The following is a 26,455-nucleotide window of genomic DNA, read 5'->3' on the forward strand; positions in this document are numbered from 1 at the left end:
CCGGCAACGATGGCCGGCGCCCTGGAGAGTCCGTCGCGCGACGGGCTCGTGACCTTCCTGCCGCACCGCCTCAACCGCCACCCTGTGGTCGTGCGCGGGCTCACGGCCGACGAGCTGTGGGTCTGCGCCGGGCTGTCCGGCGCGGCCGGTCTCGTGGCCGGCGTACCGCTGGCCTGGCTGACGCACAGCATCGCGATGGTGCCCACGCTGATCGTCGCCGGCATCGGTGTCGGTGTCTTCGTGGGCGGCGGCCTGCTGCGGCGGTGGAAGCGCGGCCGGCCCGACACCTGGCTGTACCGCCAGCTCCAGTGGCGCCTCGCGCTGCGCTACCCCGCGCTGGCTGCGCATGCGGGCGGGGGCCAGCTCATCACCCGGTCGGGCTGGTGGTCCACGCGGCGCCTGCGGCCCGATCCGTCCCTGCGTCGAGGTAGACCATGAGCCGATTCAAGAACGAGGTCGCGCACCTGCAGGCGCATGTGAAGACCTTGCGCCTGGCTGGCGCCGCACTGTTCGTCGTGGCGCTGCTGCTCGGCTTCGGCTGGTGGAGCGCACCCAAGAGCCTGACCATCCACGTGCCACCCGACCTGCGCTCGGGCAGCACGCGCAAGTGGTGGGACGTGCCGCCGGAGAGCGTCTACGCCTTCACCTTCTACATTTGGCAGCAGGCCCAGCGCTGGCCGACCAATGGCGAGCAGGACTACCCGCGCAACCTGCATGCACTGTCTGCGTACTTCACGCCGAGCTGCCGTGCCTTCCTGCAGCAGGACTACGAATTCCGGCGCAGCAACGGCGAGCTACGCCAGCGCGTGCGCGGCATCTACGAGATTCCCGGCCGCGGCTACGGCGACGAGCCGGCCATGCGCGTGCGCACCGTGTCGGCCAACAACTGGATCGTCACGCTGGACGTGAGCGCCGACGAGTACCTGGGCGCCGAGCAGGTCAAGCGCGCGCTCGTGCGCTATGCACTCAAGGTTGTGCGCATGGACGTGGACCCCGAGCGCAACCCCTTCGGCCTGGCGCTGGACTGCCATGCACGCGCGCCGGAGCGCATCGAGACCCCGCCGCCTGCGGCGCCGCCCGGCCGGGCCGCAAGCGCCGGCTCCAACTTGCAGGGAGACACCCCATGAAGTCCCTCGTGAAGCGTTCATCTGCGGCGGCCCTGGCTGGCCTGCTGCTGTGCCTGGCCTTCGTGCCTGCGGCCCATGCCGTCGAAATCCTGCGCTGGGAGCGCCTGCCGCTGGCGGTGCCGCTGGTGGTCGGCCAGGAGCGCGTGGTGTTCATCGAGCGCAACGTGCGCATCGGTGTGCCGCCCACGGTTGGCGAGCAGTTGCGCGTGCAGAGCGCTGGTGGCGCGATCTACCTGCGCGCGAGCGCGCCGATCCCGCCCACACGGCTGCAACTGCAGGACGTGGAGTCGGGCGCGCTGATCCTGCTGGACATCGCGGCCGAGCCGGCGAAGGCGGGCCAGCCTGCACTCGAACCCGTGCGCATCGTCGAAGGCGACGTGCCGGCGACGCGCTACGGCGAGCCGGCCAAGCCGGCGGACGACGATGCGGAGCGCACCGTACCCGCAGCGAAGCGCGCCACGCCGGTGGCGGTTGTGCTCACGCGCTATGCGGCGCAGAACCTCTACGCGCCGCTGCGCACCGTGGAGCCCGTTCCCGGCCTCGGCCGCGTCAATCTGCGCCGTGGGCTGGAGCTTTCCACCTTGCTGCCCACACTGCCGGTGCGTGCGCAGGCGCTGGCCGCTTGGCGGCTCGAAGACCAGTGGGTGACGGCGGTGAAGCTCACCAACGCCTCCGGGCGCTGGCTCGACCTCGATCCCCGCGCGCTGCAGGGCGACTTTCTCGCCGCGACCTTCCAGCACCCGAATCTGGCGCCGGCCGGCCGCGCCGCCGACACCACGGTGGTCTACCTCGTGACCCGTGGCCACGGCCTGGCCGAGTCGCTGCTGCCCAAGCTCTCACCGATCGACGCGACGGTGAACCTGCCGCCGGCCGCGGCGGCCGGCCAGGCCGAAGGAGGTGCCCGCCATGAAAAGTAACCCCCTCCTGAAGTGGCTGCTGATCCCGATGGCGCTGGTGCTGCTGTTCGTCGGCATCAAGATGTTCTCCGGGGATCGCGGCGCCAAGCCCGTTCCGGCCGGCAGCGCCAACTCGCTCACGCCCGAAGAGATGAAGGCGCTGGGCATCGAGGGCGACACGCCGCGCGATACCGTTGCCACACTGGTGGCCCAGGTCAAGCAGTTGCGCAACGAGCTGCAGACGGCGCTCAACGACAACAAGAACCAGAAGAGCGAGAACGAGCGTATGCGCGCGCGGGAAAGCGCGATCGACCAGCGCATCCAGTCCGCGCTGGATGGTGAACGCGGCCGCCTGCAGCAGGACCGCGAGCAGTTGGCCGGCGACCGCCAGCAGACCCAGGGCCTGCTGCAAGACCTGCAGCGGCGCCTGGATGGGCTTTCCGGCAAGGGCGGCCAGGCCGATCTGCCGGTCGGGCTCGGCCTGGAGGACGGCGACGGCAAGGGCTTCAGCGGCAGCCAGGGCGGCGCCGCGCGCAGCACCAGCGGCACGCGCTGGGTGGAACCGGACGATGCGAAGCCTTCGGCGAAGAACGGCAGCAGCGGCGGCCTGAACTTTCCGACCAGCTTCGGGCCGGCGCAGAAGACGCTTTCCGACACGGCCGACAACGTGGCCAGCACCGTCGCGGATGCAGGCAGCCGCGCCGTGGGCACGTCGTCCAAGCCGGTCTACACGGTGCCGTCGAACTCGACGCTGATGGGCTCCATCGCGATGACCGCGCTGATCGGCCGCGTGCCGATCGACGGCACGGTCAACGACCCGTACCCCTTCAAGGTGCTGATCGGCCCGGACAACCTCACCGCCAACGGCATCGACATTCCCGACGTGGCGGGCGCGGTGGTCAGCGGCACGGCCTCGGGCGACTGGACGCTTTCCTGCGTGCGCGGGCAAATCCGCTCGGTGACGTTCGTCTTCAACGACGGCACGGTGCGCACCATGCCGGAGGACGGCAACCGCAACCAGAACGGCGGCTCGGGCGGCAACGCGAACAGCACCACGCACGGCGGCCTGGGCTGGATCAGCGACCCCTACGGCGTCCCCTGCGTCAGCGGGGAACGGCGCAGCAACGCGCAGCAGTACCTCGGTTCGCAGGCCCTCATCACCGCGGCCGGTGCCGGTGCGGCCTCCCTCATCAAGTCGGACAACGGCAGCGTGGCCGTGGTCGCCAACAGCAACGGCTCGCTCGGCACGGTGGGCATTACCGGCAACGAGGCCATGGGCCGCATCCTGGCCGGCGGTGTGCGCGACATGGCCGATTGGGTCAACAAGCTTTACGGGCAGGCCTTCGCCGCCGTCTACGTGCGCCCCGGCGCCAAGGTCGCCGTGCACCTGGAGCAGCCGCTCAACATCGACTACGACGCCAAGGGGCGCCGGGTCAATCACCGCATCGGAGGCAAGCATGCGTCGGATTTGGATTGAATCGGCCGTGGTGCTGTGCGCGGTCGTGGTGCTGGGCGGCTGCGCCACCAGCAAGGACAAGGTACTCCCGCACGGCGACTACACCATGCTCGACGTGTGGAACCAGGAGACGGGCGGCAGTGCCGGCGGCGGGCAAGCGGCGCGGCAACTGCTCGATGCACGCCAGGGCCTGCGCCGGCCGCTGACGGAGGCCGACGTGCATGCGGCGCCCGCCGCCGCTACCGCCTACACGCGCACCGCGGCCAACGAGATCTACCGCCAGTTCCACCGGCTCCCCAACCCCGATCTGGTCATGTACGTGTTCCCGCACCTGGCTGGCAGCGATCCGGTGCCAGTGCCTGGCTACACCACCGTCTTTCCCCTGTATCAGAGGGTCCAGTACGCCATGCCCGGCGAACGCCTGGAGGACTACTGATGGCCTGGACCTTGCCCTGGCCGCGCAAGGCCCTCGCATCGGCTGGCCCTGAGCTGCACGACGAGGATGCCTGGTCGCGGCATGTGACGACACTGGCGGCACACGGCATCCCGGAGCCGGGCACCGTCGCGGATGACCGGCTGCACCGTCCTGCTACCGAGGCGGACCAGCAGGCGCTCTACGGTGTGGCGCCGTCCTTCGCCGACCTGCTGCCTTGGGTGGAGTACCTGCCGGGTTCCAAGAGCATGCTGCTGGAAGACGGCCAGTCGGTGGCGGGCTTCTTCGAGCTGGCGCCGGTGGGCACCGAGGGCCGCGAGATGGCCTGGCTGTGGCAGGCGCGCGATGCGCTGGAGAACGCACTGCAGGACTCCTTCGACGAACTCGACGAGAACCCCTGGGTGGTGCAGCTCTATGCCCAGGACGAATCGAGCTGGGACAACTACCTGCGCGGGCTGGCCGACTACGTTCGGCCGCGCGCCCAGGACAGCGCCTTCACCGACTTCTACCTGCGCTTCTTCGGCCATCACCTGCGCGCCATCGCCAAGCCCGGCGGCCTGTTCGAGGACACGACGGTGACGCGCCTGCCGTGGCGCGGCCAGGTGCGGCGCGTGCGCATGGTGGTCTACCGGCGTGCGAGCGCTACGACCGCATCGCGGCGCGGTCAGTCGCCCGAGCAGGCACTGACGACGATCTGCGACCGGCTCGTGGGCGGCCTCGCCAACGCGGGCGTGAAGTCCCGGCGCATGGCGGCCGACGACATCCACGACTGGCTGCTGCGCTGGTTCAACCCGCACCCGACGCTGCTCGGCCCCAGCGCCGATGACCGCGAGCGCTTCTACGAGCTGACCCGTTACCCCGAGGAAACCGAGCAAGGCGAGATCGAGCTGGCCAGCGGGGACTTCGCGCACCGCCTGTTCTTCGGCCAGCCGCGCTCGGACATGGCGAACGGCACCTGGGTGTTCGACGGCATGCCGCACCGGGTCATCGTGATGGACCGGCTGCGCATGCCGCCCGCCACCGGCCACGTCACCGGCGAAACCCGCAAGGGCGGCGATGCGGTCAATGCGCTGTTCGACCAGATGCCCGAGGACACGGTGATGTGCCTGACGGTCGTCGCGACGCCGCAGGACGTGCTCGAAGCTCACCTGAACCACCTGAGCAAGAAGTCGGTCGGCGAGACGCTGGCCTCGGAGCAGACACGCCGCGACGTGCAGGAAGCGCGCGGGCTGATCGGCAGCGCGCACAAGCTGTACCGCGGCGCGCTCGCCTTCTACCTGCGCGGGCGCGACCTGGCGCAGCTCGACGCCCGCGGCCTGCAACTGGTCAACGTCATGCTCAACGCCGGTCTGCAGCCGGTGCGCGAGGAAGACGAGGTGGCGCCGCTGAACAGCTACCTGCGCTGGCTCCCGTGCGTGTTCGATCCGGCGCTGGACAAGCGCCAGTGGTACACGCAACTGATGTTCGCGCAGCACGCCGCGAACCTTGCGCCGGTGTGGGGCCGCAGCCAGGGCACGGGGCATCCGGGCATCACGTTCTTCAACCGCGGCGGCGGGCCGATCACCTTCGATCCCTTGAACCGGCTCGACCGCCAGATGAACGCGCACCTGTTCCTGTTCGGGCCGACCGGCTCTGGCAAGTCGGCAACGCTCAACAACATCTTGAACCAGGTCACGGCCATCTATCGGCCGAGGCTGTTCATCGTGGAGGCTGGCAATAGCTACGGTCTGTTCGGCGACTTCGCCACGCGGCTCGGCCTCAAGGTGCATCGCGTGAAGCTCGCGCCCGGCGCCGGCGTCAGTCTCGCGCCGTTCGCCGACGCGCACCGGCTGGTCGATACGCCCAGCCAGGTGCAGACCTTGGATGCCGATGCGCTGGACGAGGACCAGGAGCCCGCAGCGCAGGCGGCGAGCCGCAGCGACGAAGTGGACGAGCAGCGCGACGTGCTCGGCGAGCTGGAAATCACCGCGCGGCTGATGATCACCGGTGGCGAGGACAAGGAAGAGGCGCGCATGACGCGCGCCGACCGCAGCCTGATCCGCCAGTGCATCCTCGATGCGGCCCAGCGTTGCGTGGCCAACCAGCGCACCGTCCTGACGCGCGACGTGCGCGATGCGCTGCGCGAGCGCGCCCGCGATACGGCACTACCCGAGGTGCGGCGCGCGCGGCTGCTGGAAATGGCCGACGCGATGGATATGTTCTGCCAGGGCGTGGACGGCGAGATGTTCGACCGGCCCGGCACGCCCTGGCCCGAGGCCGACATCACCATCGTCGATCTGGCGACCTTCGCACGCGAGGGCTACAACGCGCAGCTTTCCATCGCCTACATCAGCCTTATCAACACGGTCAACAACATCGCCGAGCGCGACCAGTTCCTCGGCCGGCCGATCATCAACGTGACGGACGAGGGGCACATCATCACCAAGAACCCGCTGCTTGCGCCCTACGTCGTCAAGATCACGAAGATGTGGCGCAAGCTCGGCGCCTGGTACTGGCTGGCGACGCAGAACATCGACGACCTGCCCAAGGCCGCCGAGCCCATGCTCAACATGATCGAGTGGTGGATCTGCCTCTCGATGCCGCCCGACGAGGTGGAGAAGATCGCGCGCTTTCGCGAGCTGAACGCGGCGCAGAAGGCGCTGATGCTGTCGGCCCGCAAGGAGGCCGGCAAGTTCAGCGAGGGCGTGATCCTTTCCAAGAGCATGGAAGTGCTATTCCGCGCGGTGCCGCCCAGCCTGTACCTGGCGCTGGCTCAGACCGAGCCGGAAGAGAAGGCCGAGCGTTTCCAGTTGATGCAGCAGTACGGCATCGGCGAACTGGACGCCGCTTTCAAGATCGCCGAGAAGATCGACCGCGCCCGCAGCATCGAGCCGCTGGTGCTCGATGCGCTGGCGTGACGGGGAGTCCACGATGCGCATCCCTCGCTTCGCGCCGTCCCGCACCGTCCTTGTCGTCGCGCTGCTGATGGCCGCGGCCCTGACAACGGCCGCATGGCTCGGCCTGCGGCCGCAGTCGCCGCCCGCCGAACCCGATTTTCCTTCGGCAGAAGCAACGCCTGCGCCGGCAACGGCACCAGCCGGCCCGCCCTGGCGCTATGGCCGCGCCGATGCGCGCTTCACGGTGGTCGAGTACGCCGACCTCGAATGCCCGTTCTGCCGCGCCTACTTCGCAGTGCTCAAGCGCTGGATCGACGCGCACCCGGACGTGAGCTGGCAATGGCATCACCTGCCGTTGCCGTTGCACGAGCCGGCCGCGTCTGCCGGTGCGCGCCTGGTGGAGTGCGTCGGCGAGGCCGGCGGCCAGGCCGCGTTCTGGCAGGCCGCCGAGTGGGTCTACACGCACACCCGCGGCGACGGTCAGGGCCTGCCCGAGGGCCTGCGCTATCCCGACCTCACGCCGGCCGCGCAGCAGTGCCTCGACAGCGACCGCCCCGATGCGCTGATCCGCGCACAGTCGGCGAGCGCGGCGCAGGAGGGCATCAAGGTCACGCCCACGCTGCGCCTGCAGGATCGCCAGTCCGGCAAGACGCTGCTGCTGCACGGCCCGGTCGAAGGAGATGCCTTGCTGTCCGCGATCGACCTGCTGGCGGCCAGTGCAGCGGCCGAGCCCGCATCGAAGGAAATGCCTGCCGAGTCTCTCGGAGACATGCCCAGGTAGCCACGATCTTCAAGGCTACGACGCGGCTTGGCCGTGCTGATCGACCCCGTTCGCTGCGCATCCCTGGACGCGAACAGCCACTGTGCATGCGGTGGCGGATGCCCGCTCTTCTGCCGCTTGTTCTTCATCGTCCCCGGAGGGTTTGTCCCTCCCGGGACAGGCGTCCTCCGACTTCATCCCGTGGAGGTTCGCCATGTCCTATGTCGTCGCCGACTCGCGTCCCGAGTCGCTCAGCCTGATCGCCGCCCAGCACGAAGACTGGATCATCCGCCAGGCCATCGCCTTGCTGGAACAACGCATCTTCAAGGCCGGCCCGATGCTGAACAGTCCCGCCGCCGTGCGCGACTACCTGCATCTGAAGCTGGTCGCGGAGCCCAACGAGGTCTTCGCCGTCGTGTTCCTCAACTCTCAGCACCAAGTCCTCGCCTACGAGCCGATGTTCAAGGGCACGGTCGATCAAACCTCGGTGTACCCGCGGGTGCTGGTGCAGCGCGCCCTGGCCCTCAACGCCTCGGCGGTCATCCTGGCCCACCAGCATCCATCTGGCATGACCGTGCCTTCGGCCGCCGATCAGGCGCTGACCGACCGGCTCAAAGCCGCCCTGGCGATAGTCGATGTCCGGGTGGTGGATCACTTCATCGTCGGCAAGGGCACGCCGTACTCCTTCGCCGAATCCGGCCTGCTGTAGCGCCGCTGACCGCCTGGTCCCCGCGGGAGCCTCGGCTCCCGCTTTTCTTTCGCCTGTCTGCCCAAAGCGGAGCGCGCGCGGTGCGCATTCCTTGTCGCGGTTGGACTGCCTTCGGCGTTCGACTAGAGCCTTGCTCTCATTCCCAGGACGCCCGCCATGACGGCTCCCTTCTTGAAACCCATCCCGCGGCTGCGGTGTACGCGCATCGCCTGCGCGGGAGGGCTGCTGCTGTGCCTGCTCGGCCAGGACGCATCCGCAGCCGACGTGCTGGTCGTGACCGACAGCCGCCATCCCGTGCAGTCCGCATCCGGCGCGCGCGTGATCGAGCTGGATCTGCCCGAGCGCATCGAGGCCGAACTGGCCGCGGGCCTGCCTGCCGATCCGGGCCGCGCGGCCGCGCTCGTGCAGCAACGCCTGCGCGATGGCAGCCAGGCACTACAGCGCCGCATCGGCAGCGCCTACCAGGGCGTCGCCGATGCCTGGGGCTTGGGGCTGGCCAAGGTGCCTGCCGTGGTGGTCGATCGCCGCTACGTGGTCTACGGCGAGCCCGATGTCGCGCGCGCCGTGGCACGCATCGAATCACATCGGAGGGCACAGCCATGAACCGCCTGCTGTCGGCGTCGTCGCGCCGGGCCCGCCTTGCCATCGCTTCGGTGCTGCTCGGCGGCGCCGCTTCGAGCTTCGCGCTGAACACGGCTACCATCGTGTCCTCGGCCCTGTCGCCCGACTGCCTGGAATATCGCGTCGTCGGCATCTGCTACTGGCTGTTCTGCACCTGGACGGGCTGCACGGTGCGCACCTCGGTGAAGGTGCGCCACTACATTCCCGACGCGGTGGTGTCGAGCTACAGCAACACCGGCGAGAACCCGTGGATCGAGGTGCGCGCCATGAGCATGCCCAATCCCACGGCGCAGGCCGGCGGCGACGGGACGACGAACCACGACAACGAGAACAACCTGGCGAAGTTCAAGAACGCCGACGTGATCGGGCATCCCGGCGGTTCGGTGTTCAGCCAGTTCGCCAGCGCGTCCGGCTACGCCTGCCAGGGCGCAGGCACGGCCTTCATGCCGTACCTGCTGAGCACCCTCGACACGCTGGCCTGGCGCTACAACGTCCCGGAGATGGTGTACCCCGAGGCGGTGATCCCCGGCATGCGCGAGATCGGCGGCCGCACGACGCTCAACCTGTGGGGCAACGTCTATCCGCGCGGCGGCTTCCTGCATCAGACCGACGACTACAAGAGCGGCGCCGTCGTCGCGCAGCGCGCGGGCGATGTCGTCACGCGGCGCATGCAGCCGCACGTCTACCAGCCGCTGCTCGCGAGTTCGAGCGACGGCTATTGGCCGGCCGGCGCCCTGGTGGAGAGCGATGCCTCCACCGGCAAGTGGCAGGAGCTGACGCCGACCCTCTCCAACTCCTGCGCCGTGTTCCCCCACTCCAACACGCGCGTGCAGGCCCAGCAAGGCGACTACGCCTGGGCGCTGTGGCGGCCCTATGCCTGCTGCCAGCGCCGCGGGCAGGTCTTCCTCGGCAGCGTCGATTTCCTCTGAGGTATTCCGATGAAAGCGTCTCTCTCCCGTTTCGCACAGCGCGCCAGGCCCTACGCGCTCAGCATCGCGCTCGCCTGCGCCGTCACGGCCACAGCCGGCGTCGCGTGGGCGCAGACCCGCATCAGCCCCACCGGCGTCGGCGTGAGCGGCAGCGTCATCGGCGACGACGTGCTCTACAGCATCGGCGGCGGCCGGGCCGTGTCCATGGGCGGCGCCGGGAACATGCAGAGCATCGGCGTGGGCATCGGCTGGAACAGCAACCTGATCTGCGGAAACATGAGCATCACGACGACGCTGCAGAACCAGTTGAACGGCCTCACCAATGGCTTTCTGCAGATCATGTCCTCGGTGATCCAGAGCGCCACCAGCGCCGTGGCGTCGCTGCCGGCCCTGATCATCCAGCGCGCCGATCCGGGCCTCTACAACCTGCTGACCAACGGCGTGCTGCAGGCTCGGCTCGATTTCGACCGCAGCAAGTTGACGTGCAAGGCGATGGCCAACCGGATGGCGGACATGGCCGGCGGCCAGGCCGGGTGGGATCAGCTCGCCGAAGGTTTCGCGCTGCGCGATGCGGTGAGCAGCACCGATGCGGTGTCCGCCGTCGAGCAGGCCGAATCGAACAAGGGCAACAACGGCGTGCCCTGGGTGGGCGGCGGCAACGCGGGCGGCTCGGGCCAGGGTTCCATCAAGGTGGTCGGCGACGTGACCCGTGCCGGCTACAACCTGCTCAACAGCCGCGGCGTCAGCGACACCTCATCCATCCCGCGCGCGTCCTGCGGCAACCGGCTGACCTGCCAAACCTGGTCCTCGCCGCAGGCCGCAGCGGACTTCGCAACCCGCGTGCTCGGCGAGCGCGAGCAACGCACCTGCGAGACCTGCACCAAGACGCAGACCACGCCTGGCGTCGGCCTGACGCCGGTGATCCAGGAAGAGTACGAGACCAAGCTGCAGGCACTGCAGGGCCTCGTGACGGGCTCGACGCCGATGACGGTGGCAAACCTCGAAGCCGCCGGCAGCAACTCGCTGCCGATCACGCGCGGCGTGATCGAGGCGCTGCGCGACGAGCCCGATCAAGACCTGCTCGGCAAGCGCCTGGCGTCCGAAGCCGCGCTGTCGAGCGTGCTGGAGAAGGCCCTGCTGTTGCAGCGCACGCTGCTGACCGGCAAGAAGGAGCCGAACGTCGCCGCCAACGAGCTGGCCGTGAAGGCGGTCGATCAGGAGAACAACGCGCTGGAGCAGGAGATCAACAACCTCAAGACCGAGCTGGAGCTGCGGCGCACGCTGGCCGGCAATTCGGCGATGGCGATCGTGCAGCGCCACGGCACCCGCGCCGCGGGCTCGCGCGGCATCTTCGAGGGCGACACGACGCGCGACCGGCTCAAGGAAGTGCAGAAGCCGCGGAGCGGGCCATGACCAGCCGGGCCTGGCTGCGGCCGGCACGGCTGCTCGGCCGCCGCGTCGGCATCGTGCTGCTGTGGGTGCTGCTGGTGGCGGGCATCGCGGTCGGCGTGAACGTCGTCGGCCTCCACATCGTCGGCAGCATCGACGGCTGGGAGCAGTGGCTGCGCGAGCACTCGGTCCACTTCCTCGTCTGGCGGCTGCTGCTCTACGCGGCGACGGCCTACGGCTGGTGGTGGATGCGTCGGCGCCTGCGCGAACGCGAGCCATTGGCCGAGACCCATCAGCGCCTGCTGCGCGCCGAGATCGCGGCCGTCGCCACCCTCGTGCTGCTCGAAGGCAGCCAGCTACTGCGCAATGGCTGAGCCCTGGAGAACGCCATGACGCTCAACACAACGGACTACCTGGAGTATTACCTGACCCTGGTCGGGTGGATCGTCAGCAACGGCATCTGGAACATCCTCGTGGCCAGCGGCGTATTCGCGCTGCCCTTCGTGGTCATGGTGGTGCAGGAATGGCTGCGCGCGCGGGCCGAGGGTGCGGACGAGGGCAACAAGGGGGTGCTGTCATCGATGCGCATCGAGAACCGCGTGTGGGTGGCGATCGTCGTCATCCTGTTCGCCGGCATCCCCTTCATTCCGGTCGACCTCAGCACCATCAAGTTCGACACGACGCGCTCCGCGCAATGCCAGGTCAGCGTCCCGCAGCCCACCGACACGGGCTGGTCGAACGCCTACACCACGCTCAACAACCAGAGTGCGCTGGTGCCGGTGTGGTGGTTCTTCATGCACGCCATCTCGAAGGCGGTGACGGGCGGCGCGGTGGCGGCCATCCCCTGCGGAACGGATCTGCGTCAGATGCGCATGGACGTGGATGCCACGCGCATCGATGACCCGGTGCTGGCCCAGGAGGTCGGCGACTTCGTGCATGACTGCTACGGCCCCTCGCGCGCCAAGCTGTTCATGTCTCGGCCCACGCTCTCCGACGAGCAGATGAATGACGTGACCTGGATCGGTTCGAGCTACTTCCTGAACAACGCGGGCTTCTACGACACCTACCACTCGAACACGCCACGCACGGCCTGGCCCTACGACGCGACGCGCGATGCGGGGCTGGCCCAGGTGGATAGCGGCGGGGGCTACCCCACGTGCCGGCAGTGGTGGTCGGACGGCGGCAGCGGCCTGCGCGCGCGCCTGCTGGCCCAGGTCGATCCCGACCTGCTGACGCGCATCGGCCGCTGGGCGGGCTTCCTGTCGCAGAGCGAGGTGAACGACTCGGTGATCCGCGCCGTGGTCTCGCCGCGGCAGCAGAAGATGAACCAGGGCTCGGTCTACACCGACTACGGCGGCCAGATCGAGAAGACGCTGCCCAACGTCGTGACGCGCGGCGCCGGCGACCTGGGGCTGACCATGGGCTCGCTGGGCTTCTTTCCGGCGATGGACGTGGTACGCCAGGCGCTGCCGATGGTGCTGTCGCTGCTCAAGATGGCGCTGGTGATCTGCATCCCGCTGGTGCTGGTCTTCGGCACCTACGAGCTGAAGGCGCTGGTCGCGGTGAGCTGCGTGCAGTTCGCGCTGTTCTTCGTGGACTTCTGGTTCCAGCTCGCGCGCTGGCTGGACAGCACGATCCTCGACGCGCTCTACGGCTGGGGGTTCGGCGCGAACCGGCCGCACAGCAACTTCGATCCGCTGATCGGCCTGAACAACGCCTTCGGCGACATGCTGCTGAACTTCGTCATGGCGACGATGTTCATCGTGCTGCCTACCTTCTGGGTGGCTGCGCTGGGCTGGGTAGGCGTGCGCGCGGGAACGGCAATTCAAGGGCTGGCGGCAGGAACCAGGGATGCCCAAGCTGCTGGCGGCAGGGGTGCGGGTGTCGCTATGAAAGCAGCGAAGTAACGCCTCTAGGCTTGCTCGTCTTCTGGATCGTGGGGGTCGATCCGGTAATCGTCATGGGTGTAGAGGCCGTACCCGGCAGGGCCGTATCGCCATTCCGGCTTGTGTTCCTCGTCGTAGCTCCCATCGTCGTTGCGGACTACCCAGGCGCCGACCAGCGCGAACGCAAGCAGCAGTGCCAGCCAGAACGCGGTGTAGAGCAGGACACCGATCGCAGCGAGCTTGACGGCCAGCAGCGCGGCCTTGGCAATGCCAGGCGCCCATCCCTGCGCGAGCAGCCAGCCCTGCGCCCGCCGATCCAGACGCGCGCAGCCTCTCCACGCCCGGCCCAGTGTCCGGCCGAGGCGTTCTGCGAAGGTGGTCTGTGCGGCGGTCTTCATGGTGGCTACCTCATGTTCATCCTGTCGTGTGGCTGTGATCCCTGTCCGTGTCGCGATTGAAACCTGTGCTGTTCTTCAACCGCGGTCTAGCCCGCATTTCTCACACCCTCACGGTTCGGCCCCCGGTGGCGCGGCTTTTTGCTTCACGCGTCGCCGTGACCGCGAGGGTTCAGGCCCGCGAGCGGCCAATCGAGGGCAGGCGGGTGAGGTTCTGCGAGCGGCCAGGTGCGTTGAGGGGGCAAGCGGCGCTGTTCGGGCATGAGACCGCCTCGCGCGAACGGGAGCGCGATCGGATCAGCAGGGCCATGGTGGCGTGGCGGATCAGCCGGGGGCGAGTCTGGCCTGGGCCAGGCGCCAGGTGGTCTGGAACGGATGACTGCTGGCCATGCTGACGTGGATGCGGCGCACGCTGATCTTGACCCGTGCGCCGATCTTGAGCAGTTTCAGGCGCAGGCTCTCGCAGGTGGCATCGGCCAGTTCGGTGCCGGCCAGCCCAATGCGACGCAGCGCTTCGAGCATCACGTAGGCAAAGGAGGCGAACCACAGCCGCAGCTGATTGGCCCGCATCGTCGCCGTCGAGGTGCGATCGGCGAACAGATGAAGCTGGCACTCCTTGATCCGGTTCTCCATTTCGCCGCGGGCGCAGTACAGCGCCTCATACAGTTCGCGTGCTGGCAAGCGCTGGGCGTCCAGGGTGGTGACGATGAAGCGCGGATTGGCCTTGCCCGGCAGTTGCTCGGCCTTGCCGACGACTCGTCGGCTGCACGACCAGCTGTCCAGCGTGCGGTAGGTGAAGTCACGAAACCGCCGTGCGGGCTTGCCGGTCTGGGTGCATTCGGCCTGCGCCTCGCTCATCTCGGTGTCGATCTGGGCCTTGAGTCGGTCGTTCTTGGCCAGCCCGAAGACGAAGTCGATGTGCGTCTCCTCGCACCAACTCATCAAGGCATCGCGCGCAAAGCCCGAGTCGGCACGCAGCACGATGCGCACCTTCGGCCAGTGGCGGCGGATCTGGGTGACGATGCGTTCGAGTTCATCGATGCTGCCCGCCGAGGCATCCGTGTTGGCCCGGCGCAGCTTGGCGGCGAGCAGATGTCGGCCGCAGAAGATGTACAGCGGCAAGTAGCAGTAACCGCCGTAGTAGCCATGGAAGAAGCGCCCTTCCTGCTGGCCGTGCAGCGGGTCGTCGGTGGCGTCCAGATCGAGGATGATCTCGTCAGGTGCCTGCTCGTGCGCCTCGATGAAGCACGCGACGAACAGCGACTCGAAGGCCGCCGGATCGTGAGCAATCTTGTGATAGCGCGAACCGTCCTTGGTGTCGGGGGCATGTTCGAGCCGGTTCAAGGTCGACTTGCCCGCCAGAGGCTCGCAGCCCTTGCGCCGAGCGCTGAGCTTGCCAGCCAGCGTAGCCAGCACCGGGTCACGGCGCAACTGGTCGTGGTCGTTCAGGTCCTCGTAGCCGAGCGCGATCCCCACGATCCGTTGCATCACCAGCGTGTGCACGGTGTGTTCGATCAGCTCCGGATCGCGCCCATCCTCGAAGCAGGCCGCCACCCGTTCGGTCAGTCGCAACGTGCGATCGACCTCGCGCAGCAACAGCGCGCCCGCATCCGAGCTGATCTGCCCTCCGTCGAAATCAACCGCCACCTGGCGGCCCTCAATACGCTCCGCACCTGGACTTCGTCCGGTACACTGTGTCGGCATCGCGGATTCCTCCGGAGTATGGTTAAGTCGTTCTCGCAAAACAACTTTCTCATATTTCCGGCCGCGATGCGCCTCCTATCTGTGAGAAATGCGGGCTAGTCCTTGTCTGCTGCGCGCCAGTCGGCCTGGCTTGCGGCCACCAGCGCCGCCCAATCGTCCGGCGGGTTGCCGCGTCCCAACATCTTCTCGAACACCGCATAGGGGTCGGACTTGCTGCCCGACGACCGCAAGGTCTGCTCGTCGTTGACCCAGGCGAACACGATCGCCTTGGCCTTGGAGTCGAAGCGGAAGAACAGCCGGAACCGCCTCCCGATCTTTGCGCGCCGCCAGTGCCGGTAGGCCGGCCCCAAGGTGTTGCCCTGGCGGAATTCGTCGCGCGCAGGATCGCTCGGCACGACATCCATGATCAACTGGCTCAACGCCCGGAACAGCTTGACGTTGGCGTTGCTCTCGAACCCCTGCGGGTCGTTCTGTTCGGCCCGTTCCGCGGCCGCGTGCAGCTTGCGCAACTGCTCGATCACGCCCTCGTGGAACAGGAGCGTCCAACCGTGCCGCTGCATCAGAGCGCCACTTCGCCTTCGATGTCTTCATCGAGGTTCACCGCGTGGTGCGCGTTGGCCAGCATGGCCCGCGCCAGATCGTCCGGCAGGGACTGGACGTGCCGCCCGGCCCGGATGTCCGCTTCCAGCAGCCCCAGGAAGGCGCCGATGGCCGGGTCTTCATGGTCGGCGTCGGCGCGGGTCACGACGACTTCGCCGCCGCGCAGGTCGAACGCCACCTTGCCGCCGGTGTCCACGCCCAGCGCTTGCCGGATGGACTTGGGCAGCGTGATCTGACCCTTGGAGGTCAGCGTCGCGACTTCGTGGATTTCGGGCATGGCGGCACTCCTGATGGCAATGCCTGGATGGTAAGGAAATTTCCTTACCTTGTCAATCTGGGTGTGCATGGTGCTCCGTCCGGTCGATGAAACGGCTCCATCGTAGGGGCGGCACAGCCAGCCTTCCCGCATCAATCCGACTTGGGCCAAACCCGCATTGGTTGTGGTTCGGCAGGCGTCGTTGCCCTATATCCAAAGGTTTCCGTAAAGGCCAAAGGGCTGGGGAAGGGGCAAGGGAATGGGGCCAAGGGGAAAGGCCCTACCCGAAAAGGCCAAAAGGCTCTCCCGACCGGCCCGCCGTCTGGGGTTCGCCATGCTCTCGCTGTTCCAACGCAAACGGGTGCCACCTGCCGCCAGTGCGCCACCGCCCAAACCTCCCGCCGAGCCCGGCAAAGGGCTGATGCGGCCGGAGCCGGCCGCATCGCTGCTGGCGACGCCGCGCCGGCAGAAGCTGCTGGAACACATCTGGCAGCGCACCTCGCTGTCGCGCCGGCAGTTCGCCACGCTGTACCTCGCCCCGCTGGAACGCTACGCCGAGCTGGTCCAGCAATTCCCCGCGTCGGAGGCCCATCACCACGCCTATCCGGGCGGCATGCTGGACCACGGCCTGGAGATCGTCGCCTACGCGCTCAAGCTGCGGCAGTCGCATCTGCTGCCCGCCGGCGCCACGCCGGAGGCGCAAGCCGCCCAGGCCGAGGCCTGGACCGCAGGCACCGCCTATGCTGCGCTGCTGCACGACATCGGCAAGATCGCGGTCGACCTGCACGTCGAGTACGCGGACGGCACGGTCTGGCATCCCTGGCACGGCCCGCTGCGGCGGCCGTACCGCTTCCGCTACCGCAGGGAGCGCGAATACCGGCTGCACAGCGCCGCCACCGGGCTGCTCTACGCCCGGCTGCTCGATCCGGGCATCTTCGACTGGCTCGCCGACTACCCCGACCTGTGGGCCGCGCTGCTGTACGTCCTGGCCGGCCAGTACGAGCACGCCGGCATGCTCGGCGAACTGGTCGTGCAGGCGGACCAGGCATCCGTCGCCCAGGAACTCGGCGGCGATCCGAGCAAGGCCCTGGCAGCGCCCCGGCACGCACTGCAGCGCAAGCTGCTCGATGGCCTGCGCTACCTCCTGAAGGAAGAATTCAAGCTGAACCAGCCCCAGGCCTCGGATGGCTGGCTGACCCAGGACGCGCTCTGGCTGGTGAGCAAGACCGTCTCGGACAAGCTGCGCGCGCATCTGCTGTCGCAGGGCATCGACGGCATCCCGGCCAGCAACACGGCGGTGTTCAACGTGCTGCAGGATCACGGCATCGCCTTGGCCACACCGGACGGCAAGGCGATCTGGAAGGCCACCGTCACCAGCGATGCCGGCTGGTCGCACAGCTTCACCTTCCTGAAACTGTCTCCGGCCATGGTCTGGGATGCGGCCGACCGGCCGGCGCCGTTCGCGGGTCGCGTGCAGGCCGACGAGGAACAAGGGGCGCCGACACCGCAGGCACCGGCATCCGAAGCGCCAGGCTTGGAAAGCGCCGATACGGCGCCACCAAGCATCGCGCCGACCGTCCCTATGCCCACCGACAACGGCGTGGCTGCGCTGCTCGATCTGCTGAGTGACACGGCCCCACCCGTAGCGCCGGAGGCCCCGAGCGAACCCGAGCCTGCCTCGCCACCGGCGCCTACGGTGCTGCCGCAGATAAGCCTCGCGCCATTTCAGGATCGGCCGGAGCCATCCGGCGAGCATTTCATGGCCTGGCTGCGTCAGGGCATCCAGACGCACAAGCTCATCATCAACGACGCCAAAGCCTTGGTGCACAGCGTCGCCGGAACGGCCTACCTGGTGAGCCCCGGCGTCTTCCAGCGCTATGCGCAGGAACATCTGCAAATCGCCGCACTGGCGAAACCGGAGAACCTGGAGGGATGGCAGTGGGTGCAGAAGCGTTTCGAGAAGCTAGGCCTGCACCGCAAGCAAGCCAGCGGGCTGAATATCTGGACCTGCGAAGTCACGGGGCCGCGCAAATCCAGGCGACTGCACGGCTACCTGCTGAGCGCTCCCGAAGCGCTGTTCCAGGAAATGCCTCCGGACAATCCATACCTGCGCCTCCTCTCCGAGGCCGTAAAGCGCGAAAATTCAGCCGCCGGTAATAAGAACGACAACGAACAGGGGTAGACAAGGAGCCACGGCGCGGGCCGGCTTCAGTCCGCTGATTTAGGCGGAGCCGTCTCTGCCAGCTTGGCTTCAGTCAGCGCCATCAAGTGGGCAGAACTGCATTTCAGCGCACGGGCGATTTTGAGAATGAGGGGGAGCGTGGGGACATGCTCGCCACGCTCGATCTTTCCCATGTGCGAACGCTCGATTCCTGACAGATGAGCCAGCGTTTCCTGGGCGATGCCTTGACTGGTTCTTTCTTCGCGCACGGAGGCCCCAAACGCGATGGCTGGTTCCGCTTCGTAGGTTGTTGTCCCGGTGGGCCGGCCTCTTTGAATCGAACGCTTTTGCATTGCCAAAAGCGTCGAGGATTGACACGATATAAACCACGTTAAACTTAACTCAATAGAAGCGACTTCATCGGTCGCCGCGAGTTCACTGCCTGGAGGAACTGGACGTGAAATCGAGCGATGCCTCCACTGAAATCCGGGTGGCTGTGCTCGGCGAGTGGGTGCCTTCACCGCTTGCCGACTTGCTGGCGTTGCAGCGCGCCGAAGAGCCAGAGACCGCCACCGCCTTGATCGGATGCAGTTCCACAGCGCAGGCGCAGGAACTGCCGCACGATAACTTTGACTTGGCCCTGTCCACAGCCGCCTGGGAGTGGCCAGGCTGGGTGTGCGAGCCGTTGTGGCATGACACGCTGGCAGTCGCCGTCGCCAAGCGCTCGCACCTGCTGTCCTACCGTGAAGTGCCTCGCCAAGAGCTGCTCAAGCAGCCGTTGATCTGCGCGCAGTCAACGGCCGACGAGCCGTGGCGCGCGGTGGCGCATGGCCTGGTCGAGGATGCACCGCAGGGCCATGAGCAGACCGTCAGCACCTTCGACATGGCGATGACGCTCGTCTCCGCGGGCTACGGCATTGCCGTCGCACCCGCCGCGAGACTGACCTGCTACCTGCGTCGCGGCATCGCCGCGCGGCCATTGGCTGGCGCACCCATCATCGTGATGGCCTACCTGCTTCGCCCGTCCTCGTCCTTGACCGAGCCCCAGGAAAGATTCGCCCGCCGCGCGCGCTCCGTGTCCTGAGACAGGGGCGCGCACTGCTGGGCGCTGGCGCGCTACGCAAACGCCACCTGCTGCGGGGACCACTCGCTTTCCTTCACCGTCGTGCTCACCGCCATGATGATCTTGTCGAGATTTGTGGCACTGACGCTTTCCAGAGCCGAGCCGCCGCGCAGCTTCGCGCGCGGCTGCAGGAGCGCGTTGTAGATCTGCCAAGGGTCGGCGCCCCTGGTCAGCTTGAGGACCGCCTGGATCAGCGCGTGCTTGACCGGATCGAGATGCCAATCCGGCACGCGCTGACCACGGTTGCCCAGGTTCAGCGCCAGCAGGTTGCCGGCCTTGATCTCGTAGCTGATCCACCGGCGGGACTTGCCCGCCATCTTCGCGTACTCGGCGACTGGCAGGTTGTGTGGTGCCTCGAAGACATCGACCAGTTCCATCCGCTGGCGCTGTATGTCGGACAGCGGTTCCTCCATGACGGAACGCGGCAACGGCACTGCGGGCAGCCGATGCGTCTCGGCTGACACCAGTGGCATCGCGTCTCCCGGCCTGGTCACGATCAGGAGCGGCGCCGACGCGGCCGCTGGTTTGGGTGGCGCACTCGCGGCTTCCTCATCCGAGAGGACGGGCACGCCCTCCAAATGAATGGTGAGCGGCATGCTCGCTGCCTCGACCATGTTCTGCTCGAAGAGATCGAGCCGGTCGGCCCAATCCTGCATCATCCGCCGCCGCTGCTCGACGTACTCGGCGTGGTTGTAGGTGGCACTGACCTTGTTGGGATCGACGTGCGAGAGTTGCGCGTCCACCCACACCTTCGGGTAGCCGATCTCGTTGAGCGCGGTGGACATCGTGCCCCGGATGCCGTGCCCGGTCAGCAGGTCGCGATAGCCCATGCGCTTGAGCGCGCCGTTGAGCGTGTTCTCGCTCATGCGCTTCTTCAACTCGCTGTCGTGGCGGAACAGATAGTGCTGGGCCGGTTTGAGCTGTTCGAGCAGGTGCCGGACGATCTCGATGGCCTGCACCGACAGCGGCACGATGTAGGGTGGAATGTCCTTGGGCAACTGGCGCTTCCTGCGCATGTCCACCTGGAGCTGCTTCACGACCTCGGGCGGGATGATCCAGAGGCCGCGATCGAGGTCGAACTGATCCGGCGTCGCCAGGCGCAGCTCGCCCGTGCGCACGCCGGTGAATAGCAGCAGCCGCAGACCGAGCTGGGTCTGCAGCCGGCCACGATACTTGCGCAGGCGCTGCAACAGCTTCGGCAACTCGGCCATGCGCAGGAACGGGTTGTGGTTCACCGGGGGCAGCGGCAGCGCCACCACGTCGAGGTCGGAAGCCGGGTTCTGCTCCAGGCCCGGCACGACCACCAGCGCGTAGCGGAACATCTGGTTGAACCACGTCCTGACTTTCTCGGCGACGGAGAGCGCCTTGCGCCGCTCGATCCTGGCGATCACTTCCAGCAGGTCAGGGCGTTTGATGTCGTAGATCGAGCGCTTGCCCAGCAAGGGCAGCACATCCTTGGCGAAGACGCGAGGGAGGATCGAGAGGGTGGTCTGCCGGCCCTTCTTGAGGCCGAGTTCGCGGTGGGCAAGCCACTTCTTGTAGATCGCCTCGAAGGTGTTTTCACCGGCGAGTTTGACCGCGGCGCGCTTTTGCTTGCGGTGAAGGCGCGGGTTGATGTCCTTGGCCACCAAGGCGCGCGCCTCGTCACGCAGGGCGCGTGCCTCACGAAGGGACACCTCGGGATAGGTGCCCAGCGACATGCGCTTGGGCTCCTTCATCCAGTAGTAACGGAAGTGCCAGCTCTTGCTGCCCGTGGCCGTCACGGCCAGGGAGAGACCATCGATGTCTGGAAGTGTGTAGGCCTTGCCGGTGGCTTTGGCTTGGCGGACCACCAAGTCTGAGAGTGCCATGCTCTAGCTCCTGAACATGAGTCAGGAACCAGATGCTTAACCCATCGACCTCAGCGCCCTAGCAACAATCCGGAAGCCGTCGTGCCCGCAAAAATGGACACAAAAATGGACATAAACGTCGTGGCTTCAGGTGGATTTCCGTGGAGCCCACTGGAACATCGAGGTGTCGAAAACTCAAACAGAATCAACGACTTACGATGCCTCTTGGACTTCCTCAGAATTCCCTGGAACGATGCAGTGGAGCGGGTGATGGGAATCGAACCCACGCTTGAGGCTTGGGAAGCCGCCGTTCTACCATTGAACTACACCCGCTCGGGTGTCGTGCCCTCGGCGCAAAGCCGAAGCAGAGGCGGCGATTATAGCGCGCCTTTTTTCATCGCCGCCGCCTGCCGTCGGCCTGCCGCAGGGGCCCTCAGCCTCAAGGTTGTAAATATGTCCCCAATTTAGTGCATCTGGGCGACAGCGGCGCGCCGGGCCTGCCACTACAATTCGGGCTATGAATACGAACACCCCCGAAAACAACCCCGCAGCCGCCTCGGCCCCGGCTGCCGCAAGCACCCCCGCGACGCCTGGCGGCGAACCCTCGGCTACCGCCGTTTCCCCGGAAACGCAGGCTGCGCTGGCCAGTACCGCCCACGCTCCCAACAGCCCCGGCGCGACCCATATCCGCAGTTTCGTGCACCGCCGCGGCCACATTACGCAGGGCCAGCTGGCCGCGCTCGAGCGCCTGATGGGCCAATGGTCCATCCCGTATGCGCCGCGCCGCCTGGATCCCGCCGCCGCCTTCGGCCGGCAGGCGCCGACGGTGCTGGAGATCGGTTTCGGCATGGGCGAGACCACCGAGAAGATCGCGCTGGCACGCCCGGGCGACAACTTCCTGGGCGTGGAAGTGTTCAACGCCGGCGTGGGCTCGCTGCTGCGCCGCATTGAAGACTCCAGCATCCCGAACCTGCGCATCATCCAGCACGACGCCGTGGAAGTGGTGCGCGACATGATCGCCCCCGATTCGCTGGCCGGCGTGCACATCTACTTCCCAGACCCGTGGCCCAAGAAGCGCCACCACAAGCGCCGCCTGATCCAGCCCGCGTTCATCTCGCTCTTGGCCAGCCGCATCGCGCCGGGCGGCTACATCCATTGCGCCACCGATTGGGAAGACTACGCGGTGCAGATGCTGGAAGTGCTGGGCAACGAGCCGCAGCTTGCGAACACCGCGGACGGCTACGCCCCCCGCCCCGATTACCGCCCCCTGACCAAATTCGAGAACCGCGGCCTGCGCCTGGGCCACGGCGTCTGGGACCTGATCTTCAAGCGAGTCGCCTGATGCTATACCCGCCCATCGAACCCTACCGCCAAGGCACGCTGGACACCGGCGACGGCCACCAGATCTACTGGGAACTCTGCGGCAATCCGCAGGGCAAGCCCGCCGTGTTCCTGCATGGCGGCCCCGGCAGCGGCTGCTCGCCCGTGCATCGGCAGCTGTTCGATCCGCAGCGCTACAACGTGCTGCTGTTCGATCAGCGCGGCTGCGGCCGTTCGCGGCCCCACGCCAGTCTGGAAAACAACACGACCTGGCATCTGGTATCCGACATCGAACGCCTGCGCACCGAGGTCATGGGCGCGGAAAAGTGGCTGGTGTTCGGCGGGTCCTGGGGTTCGACGCTGGCGCTGGCCTATGCGGAAACGCATGTATCGCACGTGAGCGAGCTGGTGCTGCGGGGCATTTTCGGGCTGCGCAAGGCAGAAATCCGGTGGTTCTATCAGGAAGGCGCGTCGTGGCTATTCCCCGACCGCTGGGAAGAATATCTGGCGCCGATTCCGGAAGACGAGCGCGGCGACCTGGTGGCCGCGTATCACAAGCGCCTGACGGGCGACGACCCGGCCGAGCAGTTGCGCGCGGCCAAGGCCTGGAGCAAGTGGGAAGACAGCACCATCACGCTGCTGCCCAGCCCGCGCCATCAGCAAAGCCATGCCGCCGACCGCGCCGCGCTGGCATTCGCACGCATCGAGAACCACTACTTCGTGAACCACGGCTTCATGGAAGAAGGCCAGTTGATCCGCGACGCGCACAAGCTGCGCGGCGTTCCGGGCACCATCGTGCAGGGGCGCTACGACGTCTGCACGCCTGCGCGCACCGCCTGGGACCTGCACCGAGCCTGGCCCGAAGCCGAATTCCACCTGGTCCCGGATGCGGGCCATGCGTTTGACGAACCCGGCACGTTGGCGCGGCTGATCGCCGCCACCGACGGCTATGCGCGATAACTGAGGAGACCTGCATGCACATCACCCTGAACGGAGACGCACGGGAGTTTCCCCTGGACACGACCGTGAACGAACTGCTGGAGGCCCTGGGCTATGCCGGCAAGCGCGTGGCCGTGGAACGCAACGGCGAAATCGTGCCCAAGAGCCAGCACGCGCAGACCGCGCTGACGGACGGCGACCAGGTCGAGATCGTGGTCGCCGTGGGCGGCGGTTGAAGCCCGCGCCGCACTGAAAGCTGCAAAGACAAGGGCCGCTGCGATAGCGGCCCTTGTCGCATGTAGCCGCGCGCCCGATGCGGTTTAGACCGATCGCGGCGCATTCCCTGCAAACTGACCAGCATTCTTGCGTAGTCTGCCAACAGGCTAGCAACCTGTTACACGTTAACCCCTCGTCGCGCGGGGAATGTGCGAGTCATAATCGTTCCTGCTGGTTTCGTACTCTCTTGTCTTGCTGTTGTTCTAGCGTTGCACATCGCCCTCGCGGGGCAGAGGAGGCATCATGAACACCGCAGTCATCATCAACCTGATCATCCAGCTTGTCGCCGGCGCAGCCGGGGGCAATGGCCTGGGAAAGATGCTCCAGCAGTTCAATCTGGGTCCGTTGGGCAACACCATCGCAGGCGCCATCGGCGGCCTGGCTGGGGGTTCCTGGCTGGCTCCGATGATCACCGCAGGAGCGAACGCGGTTGCAGCGGGCAATACGGGACTGGATCTTTCCGCGATCGCCAGCAGCGTGGTCGGCGGCGGCGTCGGTGGCGCCGTGCTGACCCTGATCGTCGGCGTCGTGCGCAAAATGTTCATGGGCCAAAAGCCCTGATGGCACTTGTTTCTCTCACCGCAACATAGATAAAGGAAACACTATGGGTCTGCTCAATTTCATCAAGGACGTTGGAGAAAAGCTCTTCGGCGCCAGCGAGGCCAAGGCCGCGACGGCGGACGAACTGAAGAAAGAGCTCGATAAGCACGGCCTGAATGCCGACGGCTTGCAGATCTCGGTCGATGGCGACAAAGTCACGGTGGCGGGCGAGGCCCTCAGCACGGAAGCGGCCGAGAAGATCACTCTGGCGCTGGGCAACACCGTGGGCGTGGCCCAGGTGGACAACCAACTGAAGGTGAAGCAGGCCACCCCGGAAGCCAAGATGTACACCGTACAGAAGGGCGACAACCTGTGGAAGATTGCCGAGGCGCAATACGGCAAGGGCCAGGGCGCGAAGAACAACCTGATCTTCGAAGCCAACAAGCCCATGCTGACCAGCCCCGACAAGATCTATCCGGGCCAGGTGCTGCGCATCCCGCCCCTGTCCTGATCATTGCGATAAATCGGACAGGCCGGAAGGCACCCATGCGCTTTCCGGCTTGCATCGCGGCAGGCGCCCCCTGCTAGCCGCGATTACTTGGCCAGACGCAACGTCTGGCCATTTTTTTGCCCGTCTCTCCAATAAAAAATGCCCCAACAGGGGCATTCCAGTCCGGCGCAAGAAGGCCTTTTTCCGCCGGGCCGCCCCAAGGAAAAAGAGCCCCCTCGGGGGGCAGAGAGCTCACGCAGTGAGCGAAGCGTGGGGGGCACCGCAAGCGCACGCAGTGCGCGCGCCGCGGGGGGCCTCACTTCATTCCAAAGCGGCCCAAGCCCTTCATGCCGCCCATGGCGCGCATCATCTTGGCCATGCCGCCCTTTTTCATCTGCTTCATCATGCCCTGCATCTGGTCGAACTGCGCGAGCAGGCGGTTGACTTCCTGCACCGGCACGCCGGAACCGGCCGCGATGCGGCGCTTGCGCGAGGCCTTGATGAGTTCGGGCTTGGCGCGTTCGGCCGCGGTCATGGAATTCAGGATGCCTTCGGTGCGGCGCAGCTGCTTTTCAGCCTGCCCGCCCTGCAGCTGGCCCGCGGCCTGCTGGAACTGGGCCGGCAGCTTTTCCAGCAGCGAGCCCATGTCGCCCAGCTTCTTCACCTGGCCGAGCTGGTCGCGGAAGTCGTTCAGGTCGAACTTGTTGCCCGACTTGATCTTCGCGGCCAGCTTCTGGGCTTCGGCGATGTCGATGTTCTTCTGAGCCTGTTCGACCAGCGACACGATGTCGCCCATGCCGAGCACGCGCTGCGCCATGCGCTCGGGGTAGAAGGGCTCCAGGCCATCGAGCTTTTCCGAGACGCCGACGAACTTCAGCGGCTTGCCGGTGACGTGGCGCACCGACAGGGCCGCGCCGCCGCGGGCGTCGCCGTCCAGCTTGGTCAGCACCACGCCGGTCAGGGGCAGCGCTTCGGCGAAGGCGCGCGCGGTGTTGACCGCGTCCTGGCCCTGCATGGCGTCGACCACGAACAGCGTTTCCACCGGCTTGACCAGGTCATGCAGCGCGCGGATTTCGCGCATCATGGCCTCGTCGATGCCCAGGCGGCCGGCCGTGTCCAGGATCAGCACGTCATAGTGATGGCGGCGCGCATGGTCCACCGCGTTGCGGGCGATGTCCTCGGGCTTCTGGCTGGGGTCGGACGGCAGGAAGTCCACGCCAACCTGGGCCGCCACGCTCTTCAGCTGATCGATAGCGGCCGGGCGATAGACGTCGGCGGACACCACCAGCACTTTCTTCTTGCCGGTCTTGCGGCCGTGCTGGGTGTGCTGGCCTTCGCTGAGCCAGCGCGCCAGCTTGCCGGTGGTGGTGGTCTTGCCGGCGCCCTGCAGGCCTGCCATCAGGATGACGGCGGGCGGCTGCACCGCCAGCGACAGTTCGCCGGAGTCGGCGCCCAGGTCGCCGCCCATCAGGGCGGTCAGCTCCTTGTGGACCACGCCCACCAGGGCCTGGCCCGGGCTGAGGCTGCTGGCGACTTCTTCGCCCAGCGCCTTTTCCTTCACGCGCGCGACGAACTCGCGCACGACGGGCAATGCCACGTCGGCTTCCAGCAGCGCCATGCGCACTTCGCGCAGCATCTCCTGGGTGTTGGCCTCGGTCAGGCGGGCTTCCCCGCGCAGCGTCTTGACGACGCGCGACAGGCGTTGAGTTAGGTTATCGAGCATGAGAGGCGTTTCCGCTT

At 67.1% G+C, this 26,455-nt stretch carries 27 protein-coding genes and 1 tRNA gene; 20 read left to right on the forward strand and 8 right to left on the reverse strand.

Annotation, left to right across the window (positions count from 1 at the left end):
- The first annotated feature begins 9 nt into the window (after positions 1–9).
- The 13 genes from ACM1PE_RS25430 (at position 10) to ACM1PE_RS25490 (ending at position 13,103) form a co-directional block, all read left to right on the forward strand.
- On the forward strand, positions 10–438 hold the full coding sequence (locus ACM1PE_RS25430; protein WP_003454784.1) for a TIGR03750 family conjugal transfer protein: 429 nt from the start codon (positions 10–12) through the stop codon (positions 436–438).
- Positions 435–1,127: a PFL_4703 family integrating conjugative element protein gene (locus ACM1PE_RS25435; protein WP_003454780.1), complete on the forward strand. Its 693-nt coding sequence runs from the start codon at positions 435–437 to the stop codon at positions 1,125–1,127. Before ACM1PE_RS25430 ends, ACM1PE_RS25435 begins: the two co-directional genes overlap by 4 nt.
- A complete protein-coding gene (locus ACM1PE_RS25440) occupies positions 1,124–2,044 on the forward strand; it encodes a TIGR03749 family integrating conjugative element protein (RefSeq protein WP_003454777.1) in 921 nt (306 codons plus the stop codon). Before ACM1PE_RS25435 ends, ACM1PE_RS25440 begins: the two co-directional genes overlap by 4 nt.
- Positions 2,034–3,500, forward strand: coding sequence for a TIGR03752 family integrating conjugative element protein (locus ACM1PE_RS25445; protein ID WP_003454772.1), 1,467 nt, complete (start codon positions 2,034–2,036; stop codon positions 3,498–3,500). The genes ACM1PE_RS25440 and ACM1PE_RS25445 overlap by 11 nt, the downstream gene beginning before the upstream one ends.
- Positions 3,481–3,915: a TIGR03751 family conjugal transfer lipoprotein gene (locus tag ACM1PE_RS25450; protein ID WP_033873709.1), complete on the forward strand. Its 435-nt coding sequence runs from the start codon at positions 3,481–3,483 to the stop codon at positions 3,913–3,915. The genes ACM1PE_RS25445 and ACM1PE_RS25450 overlap by 20 nt, the downstream gene beginning before the upstream one ends.
- A complete protein-coding gene (locus tag ACM1PE_RS25455; protein ID WP_003454755.1) occupies positions 3,915–6,809 on the forward strand; it encodes a conjugative transfer ATPase in 2,895 nt (964 codons plus the stop codon). The genes ACM1PE_RS25450 and ACM1PE_RS25455 overlap by 1 nt, the downstream gene beginning before the upstream one ends.
- A gap of 13 nt (positions 6,810–6,822) precedes the next feature.
- Entirely contained in the window at positions 6,823–7,569 is a 747-nt protein-coding gene (locus tag ACM1PE_RS25460; RefSeq protein WP_003454752.1) for a DsbA family protein, read from the forward strand.
- Between the two features lie 193 nt (positions 7,570–7,762).
- Complete coding sequence (gene radC, locus ACM1PE_RS25465) at positions 7,763–8,257, forward strand: RadC family protein (RefSeq protein ID WP_003454748.1); 495 nt, start codon at positions 7,763–7,765, stop codon at positions 8,255–8,257.
- A 156-nt stretch (positions 8,258–8,413) separates the two neighbouring features.
- Positions 8,414–8,860 carry a TIGR03757 family integrating conjugative element protein gene (locus ACM1PE_RS25470; protein ID WP_003454745.1) on the forward strand — a complete coding sequence of 149 codons (447 nt, stop codon included), beginning with the start codon at positions 8,414–8,416 and terminating at the stop codon, positions 8,858–8,860.
- Entirely contained in the window at positions 8,857–9,807 is a 951-nt protein-coding gene (locus ACM1PE_RS25475) for a TIGR03756 family integrating conjugative element protein (protein WP_003454742.1), read from the forward strand. Before ACM1PE_RS25470 ends, ACM1PE_RS25475 begins: the two co-directional genes overlap by 4 nt.
- Before the next feature lie 9 nt (positions 9,808–9,816).
- A complete protein-coding gene (locus ACM1PE_RS25480) occupies positions 9,817–11,220 on the forward strand; it encodes an integrating conjugative element protein (RefSeq protein ID WP_419341359.1) in 1,404 nt (467 codons plus the stop codon).
- Complete coding sequence (locus tag ACM1PE_RS25485) at positions 11,217–11,570, forward strand: hypothetical protein (RefSeq protein ID WP_003454736.1); 354 nt, start codon at positions 11,217–11,219, stop codon at positions 11,568–11,570. Before ACM1PE_RS25480 ends, ACM1PE_RS25485 begins: the two co-directional genes overlap by 4 nt.
- Before the next feature lie 15 nt (positions 11,571–11,585).
- A complete protein-coding gene (locus tag ACM1PE_RS25490) occupies positions 11,586–13,103 on the forward strand; it encodes a conjugal transfer protein TraG N-terminal domain-containing protein (protein WP_003454733.1) in 1,518 nt (505 codons plus the stop codon).
- A 5-nt stretch (positions 13,104–13,108) separates the two neighbouring features.
- Here ACM1PE_RS25490 and ACM1PE_RS25495 read toward each other — a convergent pair whose 3' ends face one another.
- From ACM1PE_RS25495 to ACM1PE_RS25510, 4 genes are all read right to left on the reverse strand, one after another.
- Complete coding sequence (locus ACM1PE_RS25495; RefSeq protein ID WP_003454730.1) at positions 13,109–13,480, reverse strand: DUF3742 family protein; 372 nt, start codon at positions 13,478–13,480, stop codon at positions 13,109–13,111.
- 321 nt (positions 13,481–13,801) lie between these two features.
- Positions 13,802–15,181: an IS1380 family transposase gene (locus ACM1PE_RS25500; protein ID WP_419341329.1), complete on the reverse strand. Its 1,380-nt coding sequence runs from the start codon at positions 15,179–15,181 to the stop codon at positions 13,802–13,804.
- Positions 15,182–15,276: 95 nt separating this feature from the next.
- Positions 15,277–15,741 carry a type II toxin-antitoxin system YhaV family toxin gene (locus ACM1PE_RS25505; protein WP_003454727.1) on the reverse strand — a complete coding sequence of 155 codons (465 nt, stop codon included), beginning with the start codon at positions 15,739–15,741 and terminating at the stop codon, positions 15,277–15,279.
- The gene (locus ACM1PE_RS25510) at positions 15,741–16,058 is read right to left on the reverse strand and encodes a type II toxin-antitoxin system PrlF family antitoxin (RefSeq protein WP_003454724.1); all 318 of its coding nucleotides are present in this window, start codon (positions 16,056–16,058) and stop codon (positions 15,741–15,743) included. Before ACM1PE_RS25510 ends, ACM1PE_RS25505 begins: the two co-directional genes overlap by 1 nt.
- A gap of 313 nt (positions 16,059–16,371) precedes the next feature.
- On the opposite strand from ACM1PE_RS25510, the gene mobH reads away from it, so the two are divergent.
- Positions 16,372–18,219, forward strand: coding sequence for a MobH family relaxase (gene mobH, locus ACM1PE_RS25515; protein ID WP_033873707.1), 1,848 nt, complete (start codon positions 16,372–16,374; stop codon positions 18,217–18,219).
- Between the two features lie 26 nt (positions 18,220–18,245).
- Here mobH and ACM1PE_RS25520 read toward each other — a convergent pair whose 3' ends face one another.
- The gene (locus ACM1PE_RS25520) at positions 18,246–18,551 is read right to left on the reverse strand and encodes a helix-turn-helix domain-containing protein (RefSeq protein ID WP_003454714.1); all 306 of its coding nucleotides are present in this window, start codon (positions 18,549–18,551) and stop codon (positions 18,246–18,248) included.
- Between the two features lie 104 nt (positions 18,552–18,655).
- Here ACM1PE_RS25520 and ACM1PE_RS25525 point away from each other — a divergent pair, with 104 nt between their 5' ends.
- A complete protein-coding gene (locus ACM1PE_RS25525) occupies positions 18,656–19,282 on the forward strand; it encodes a LysR substrate-binding domain-containing protein (protein ID WP_003454711.1) in 627 nt (208 codons plus the stop codon).
- Between the two features lie 32 nt (positions 19,283–19,314).
- Here ACM1PE_RS25525 and ACM1PE_RS25530 read toward each other — a convergent pair whose 3' ends face one another.
- Both ACM1PE_RS25530 and ACM1PE_RS25535 read right to left on the reverse strand, forming a co-directional pair.
- On the reverse strand, positions 19,315–21,171 hold the full coding sequence (locus tag ACM1PE_RS25530; RefSeq protein WP_003454710.1) for a tyrosine-type recombinase/integrase: 1,857 nt from the start codon (positions 21,169–21,171) through the stop codon (positions 19,315–19,317).
- A 238-nt stretch (positions 21,172–21,409) separates the two neighbouring features.
- Positions 21,410–21,483, reverse strand: a tRNA-Gly gene (locus ACM1PE_RS25535).
- A 184-nt stretch (positions 21,484–21,667) separates the two neighbouring features.
- Here ACM1PE_RS25535 and trmB point away from each other — a divergent pair.
- The 5 genes from trmB (at position 21,668) to lysM (ending at position 24,736) form a co-directional block, all read left to right on the forward strand.
- Entirely contained in the window at positions 21,668–22,492 is an 825-nt protein-coding gene (gene trmB, locus ACM1PE_RS25540; RefSeq protein WP_165867763.1) for a tRNA (guanosine(46)-N7)-methyltransferase TrmB, read from the forward strand.
- Positions 22,492–23,430 carry a prolyl aminopeptidase gene (gene pip / locus ACM1PE_RS25545; RefSeq protein ID WP_306635224.1) on the forward strand — a complete coding sequence of 313 codons (939 nt, stop codon included), beginning with the start codon at positions 22,492–22,494 and terminating at the stop codon, positions 23,428–23,430. The genes trmB and pip overlap by 1 nt, the downstream gene beginning before the upstream one ends.
- A gap of 14 nt (positions 23,431–23,444) precedes the next feature.
- A complete protein-coding gene (gene thiS, locus ACM1PE_RS25550; protein WP_057285417.1) occupies positions 23,445–23,645 on the forward strand; it encodes a sulfur carrier protein ThiS in 201 nt (66 codons plus the stop codon).
- Between the two features lie 283 nt (positions 23,646–23,928).
- On the forward strand, positions 23,929–24,246 hold the full coding sequence (locus ACM1PE_RS25555) for a hypothetical protein (protein WP_059373913.1): 318 nt from the start codon (positions 23,929–23,931) through the stop codon (positions 24,244–24,246).
- 43 nt (positions 24,247–24,289) lie between these two features.
- A complete protein-coding gene (gene lysM / locus ACM1PE_RS25560; RefSeq protein ID WP_054459342.1) occupies positions 24,290–24,736 on the forward strand; it encodes a peptidoglycan-binding protein LysM in 447 nt (148 codons plus the stop codon).
- Between the two features lie 295 nt (positions 24,737–25,031).
- Here the strand turns inward: lysM and ffh are convergent, their stop codons facing one another.
- Positions 25,032–26,438, reverse strand: coding sequence for a signal recognition particle protein (ffh, locus tag ACM1PE_RS25565; RefSeq protein WP_054459340.1), 1,407 nt, complete (start codon positions 26,436–26,438; stop codon positions 25,032–25,034).
- Positions 26,439–26,455 lie beyond the last annotated feature (17 nt).

This window comes from Achromobacter sp. PD1 (assembly GCF_048541815.1).
In the GTDB taxonomy this organism is placed as follows: domain Bacteria; phylum Pseudomonadota; class Gammaproteobacteria; order Burkholderiales; family Burkholderiaceae_B; genus Achromobacter; species Achromobacter bronchisepticus_A.

What these genes read in the sequence shown, in the direction of transcription:
- ACM1PE_RS25430 (WP_003454784.1), top strand. Translation starts at nt 10, where the DNA reads ATGGCCGGCGCCCTGGAGAGTCCGTCGCGCGACGGGCTCGTGACCTTC.
- ACM1PE_RS25435 (WP_003454780.1), top strand. Translation starts at nt 435, where the DNA reads ATGAGCCGATTCAAGAACGAGGTCGCGCACCTGCAGGCGCATGTGAAG.
- ACM1PE_RS25440 (WP_003454777.1), top strand. Translation starts at nt 1,124, where the DNA reads ATGAAGTCCCTCGTGAAGCGTTCATCTGCGGCGGCCCTGGCTGGCCTG.
- ACM1PE_RS25445 (WP_003454772.1), top strand. Translation starts at nt 2,034, where the DNA reads ATGAAAAGTAACCCCCTCCTGAAGTGGCTGCTGATCCCGATGGCGCTG.
- ACM1PE_RS25450 (WP_033873709.1), top strand. Translation starts at nt 3,481, where the DNA reads ATGCGTCGGATTTGGATTGAATCGGCCGTGGTGCTGTGCGCGGTCGTG.
- ACM1PE_RS25455 (WP_003454755.1), top strand. Translation starts at nt 3,915, where the DNA reads ATGGCCTGGACCTTGCCCTGGCCGCGCAAGGCCCTCGCATCGGCTGGC.
- ACM1PE_RS25460 (WP_003454752.1), top strand. Translation starts at nt 6,823, where the DNA reads ATGCGCATCCCTCGCTTCGCGCCGTCCCGCACCGTCCTTGTCGTCGCG.
- radC (WP_003454748.1), top strand. Translation starts at nt 7,763, where the DNA reads ATGTCCTATGTCGTCGCCGACTCGCGTCCCGAGTCGCTCAGCCTGATC.
- ACM1PE_RS25470 (WP_003454745.1), top strand. Translation starts at nt 8,414, where the DNA reads ATGACGGCTCCCTTCTTGAAACCCATCCCGCGGCTGCGGTGTACGCGC.
- ACM1PE_RS25475 (WP_003454742.1), top strand. Translation starts at nt 8,857, where the DNA reads ATGAACCGCCTGCTGTCGGCGTCGTCGCGCCGGGCCCGCCTTGCCATC.
- ACM1PE_RS25480 (WP_419341359.1), top strand. Translation starts at nt 9,817, where the DNA reads ATGAAAGCGTCTCTCTCCCGTTTCGCACAGCGCGCCAGGCCCTACGCG.
- ACM1PE_RS25485 (WP_003454736.1), top strand. Translation starts at nt 11,217, where the DNA reads ATGACCAGCCGGGCCTGGCTGCGGCCGGCACGGCTGCTCGGCCGCCGC.
- ACM1PE_RS25490 (WP_003454733.1), top strand. Translation starts at nt 11,586, where the DNA reads ATGACGCTCAACACAACGGACTACCTGGAGTATTACCTGACCCTGGTC.
- ACM1PE_RS25495 (WP_003454730.1), bottom strand. Translation starts at nt 13,480, where the DNA reads ATGAAGACCGCCGCACAGACCACCTTCGCAGAACGCCTCGGCCGGACA.
- ACM1PE_RS25500 (WP_419341329.1), bottom strand. Translation starts at nt 15,181, where the DNA reads ATGCCGACACAGTGTACCGGACGAAGTCCAGGTGCGGAGCGTATTGAG.
- ACM1PE_RS25505 (WP_003454727.1), bottom strand. Translation starts at nt 15,741, where the DNA reads ATGCAGCGGCACGGTTGGACGCTCCTGTTCCACGAGGGCGTGATCGAG.
- ACM1PE_RS25510 (WP_003454724.1), bottom strand. Translation starts at nt 16,058, where the DNA reads ATGCCCGAAATCCACGAAGTCGCGACGCTGACCTCCAAGGGTCAGATC.
- mobH (WP_033873707.1), top strand. Translation starts at nt 16,372, where the DNA reads ATGCTCTCGCTGTTCCAACGCAAACGGGTGCCACCTGCCGCCAGTGCG.
- ACM1PE_RS25520 (WP_003454714.1), bottom strand. Translation starts at nt 18,551, where the DNA reads ATGCAAAAGCGTTCGATTCAAAGAGGCCGGCCCACCGGGACAACAACC.
- ACM1PE_RS25530 (WP_003454710.1), bottom strand. Translation starts at nt 21,171, where the DNA reads ATGGCACTCTCAGACTTGGTGGTCCGCCAAGCCAAAGCCACCGGCAAG.
- trmB (WP_165867763.1), top strand. Translation starts at nt 21,668, where the DNA reads ATGAATACGAACACCCCCGAAAACAACCCCGCAGCCGCCTCGGCCCCG.
- pip (WP_306635224.1), top strand. Translation starts at nt 22,492, where the DNA reads ATGCTATACCCGCCCATCGAACCCTACCGCCAAGGCACGCTGGACACC.
- thiS (WP_057285417.1), top strand. Translation starts at nt 23,445, where the DNA reads ATGCACATCACCCTGAACGGAGACGCACGGGAGTTTCCCCTGGACACG.
- ACM1PE_RS25555 (WP_059373913.1), top strand. Translation starts at nt 23,929, where the DNA reads ATGAACACCGCAGTCATCATCAACCTGATCATCCAGCTTGTCGCCGGC.
- lysM (WP_054459342.1), top strand. Translation starts at nt 24,290, where the DNA reads ATGGGTCTGCTCAATTTCATCAAGGACGTTGGAGAAAAGCTCTTCGGC.
- ffh (WP_054459340.1), bottom strand. Translation starts at nt 26,438, where the DNA reads ATGCTCGATAACCTAACTCAACGCCTGTCGCGCGTCGTCAAGACGCTG.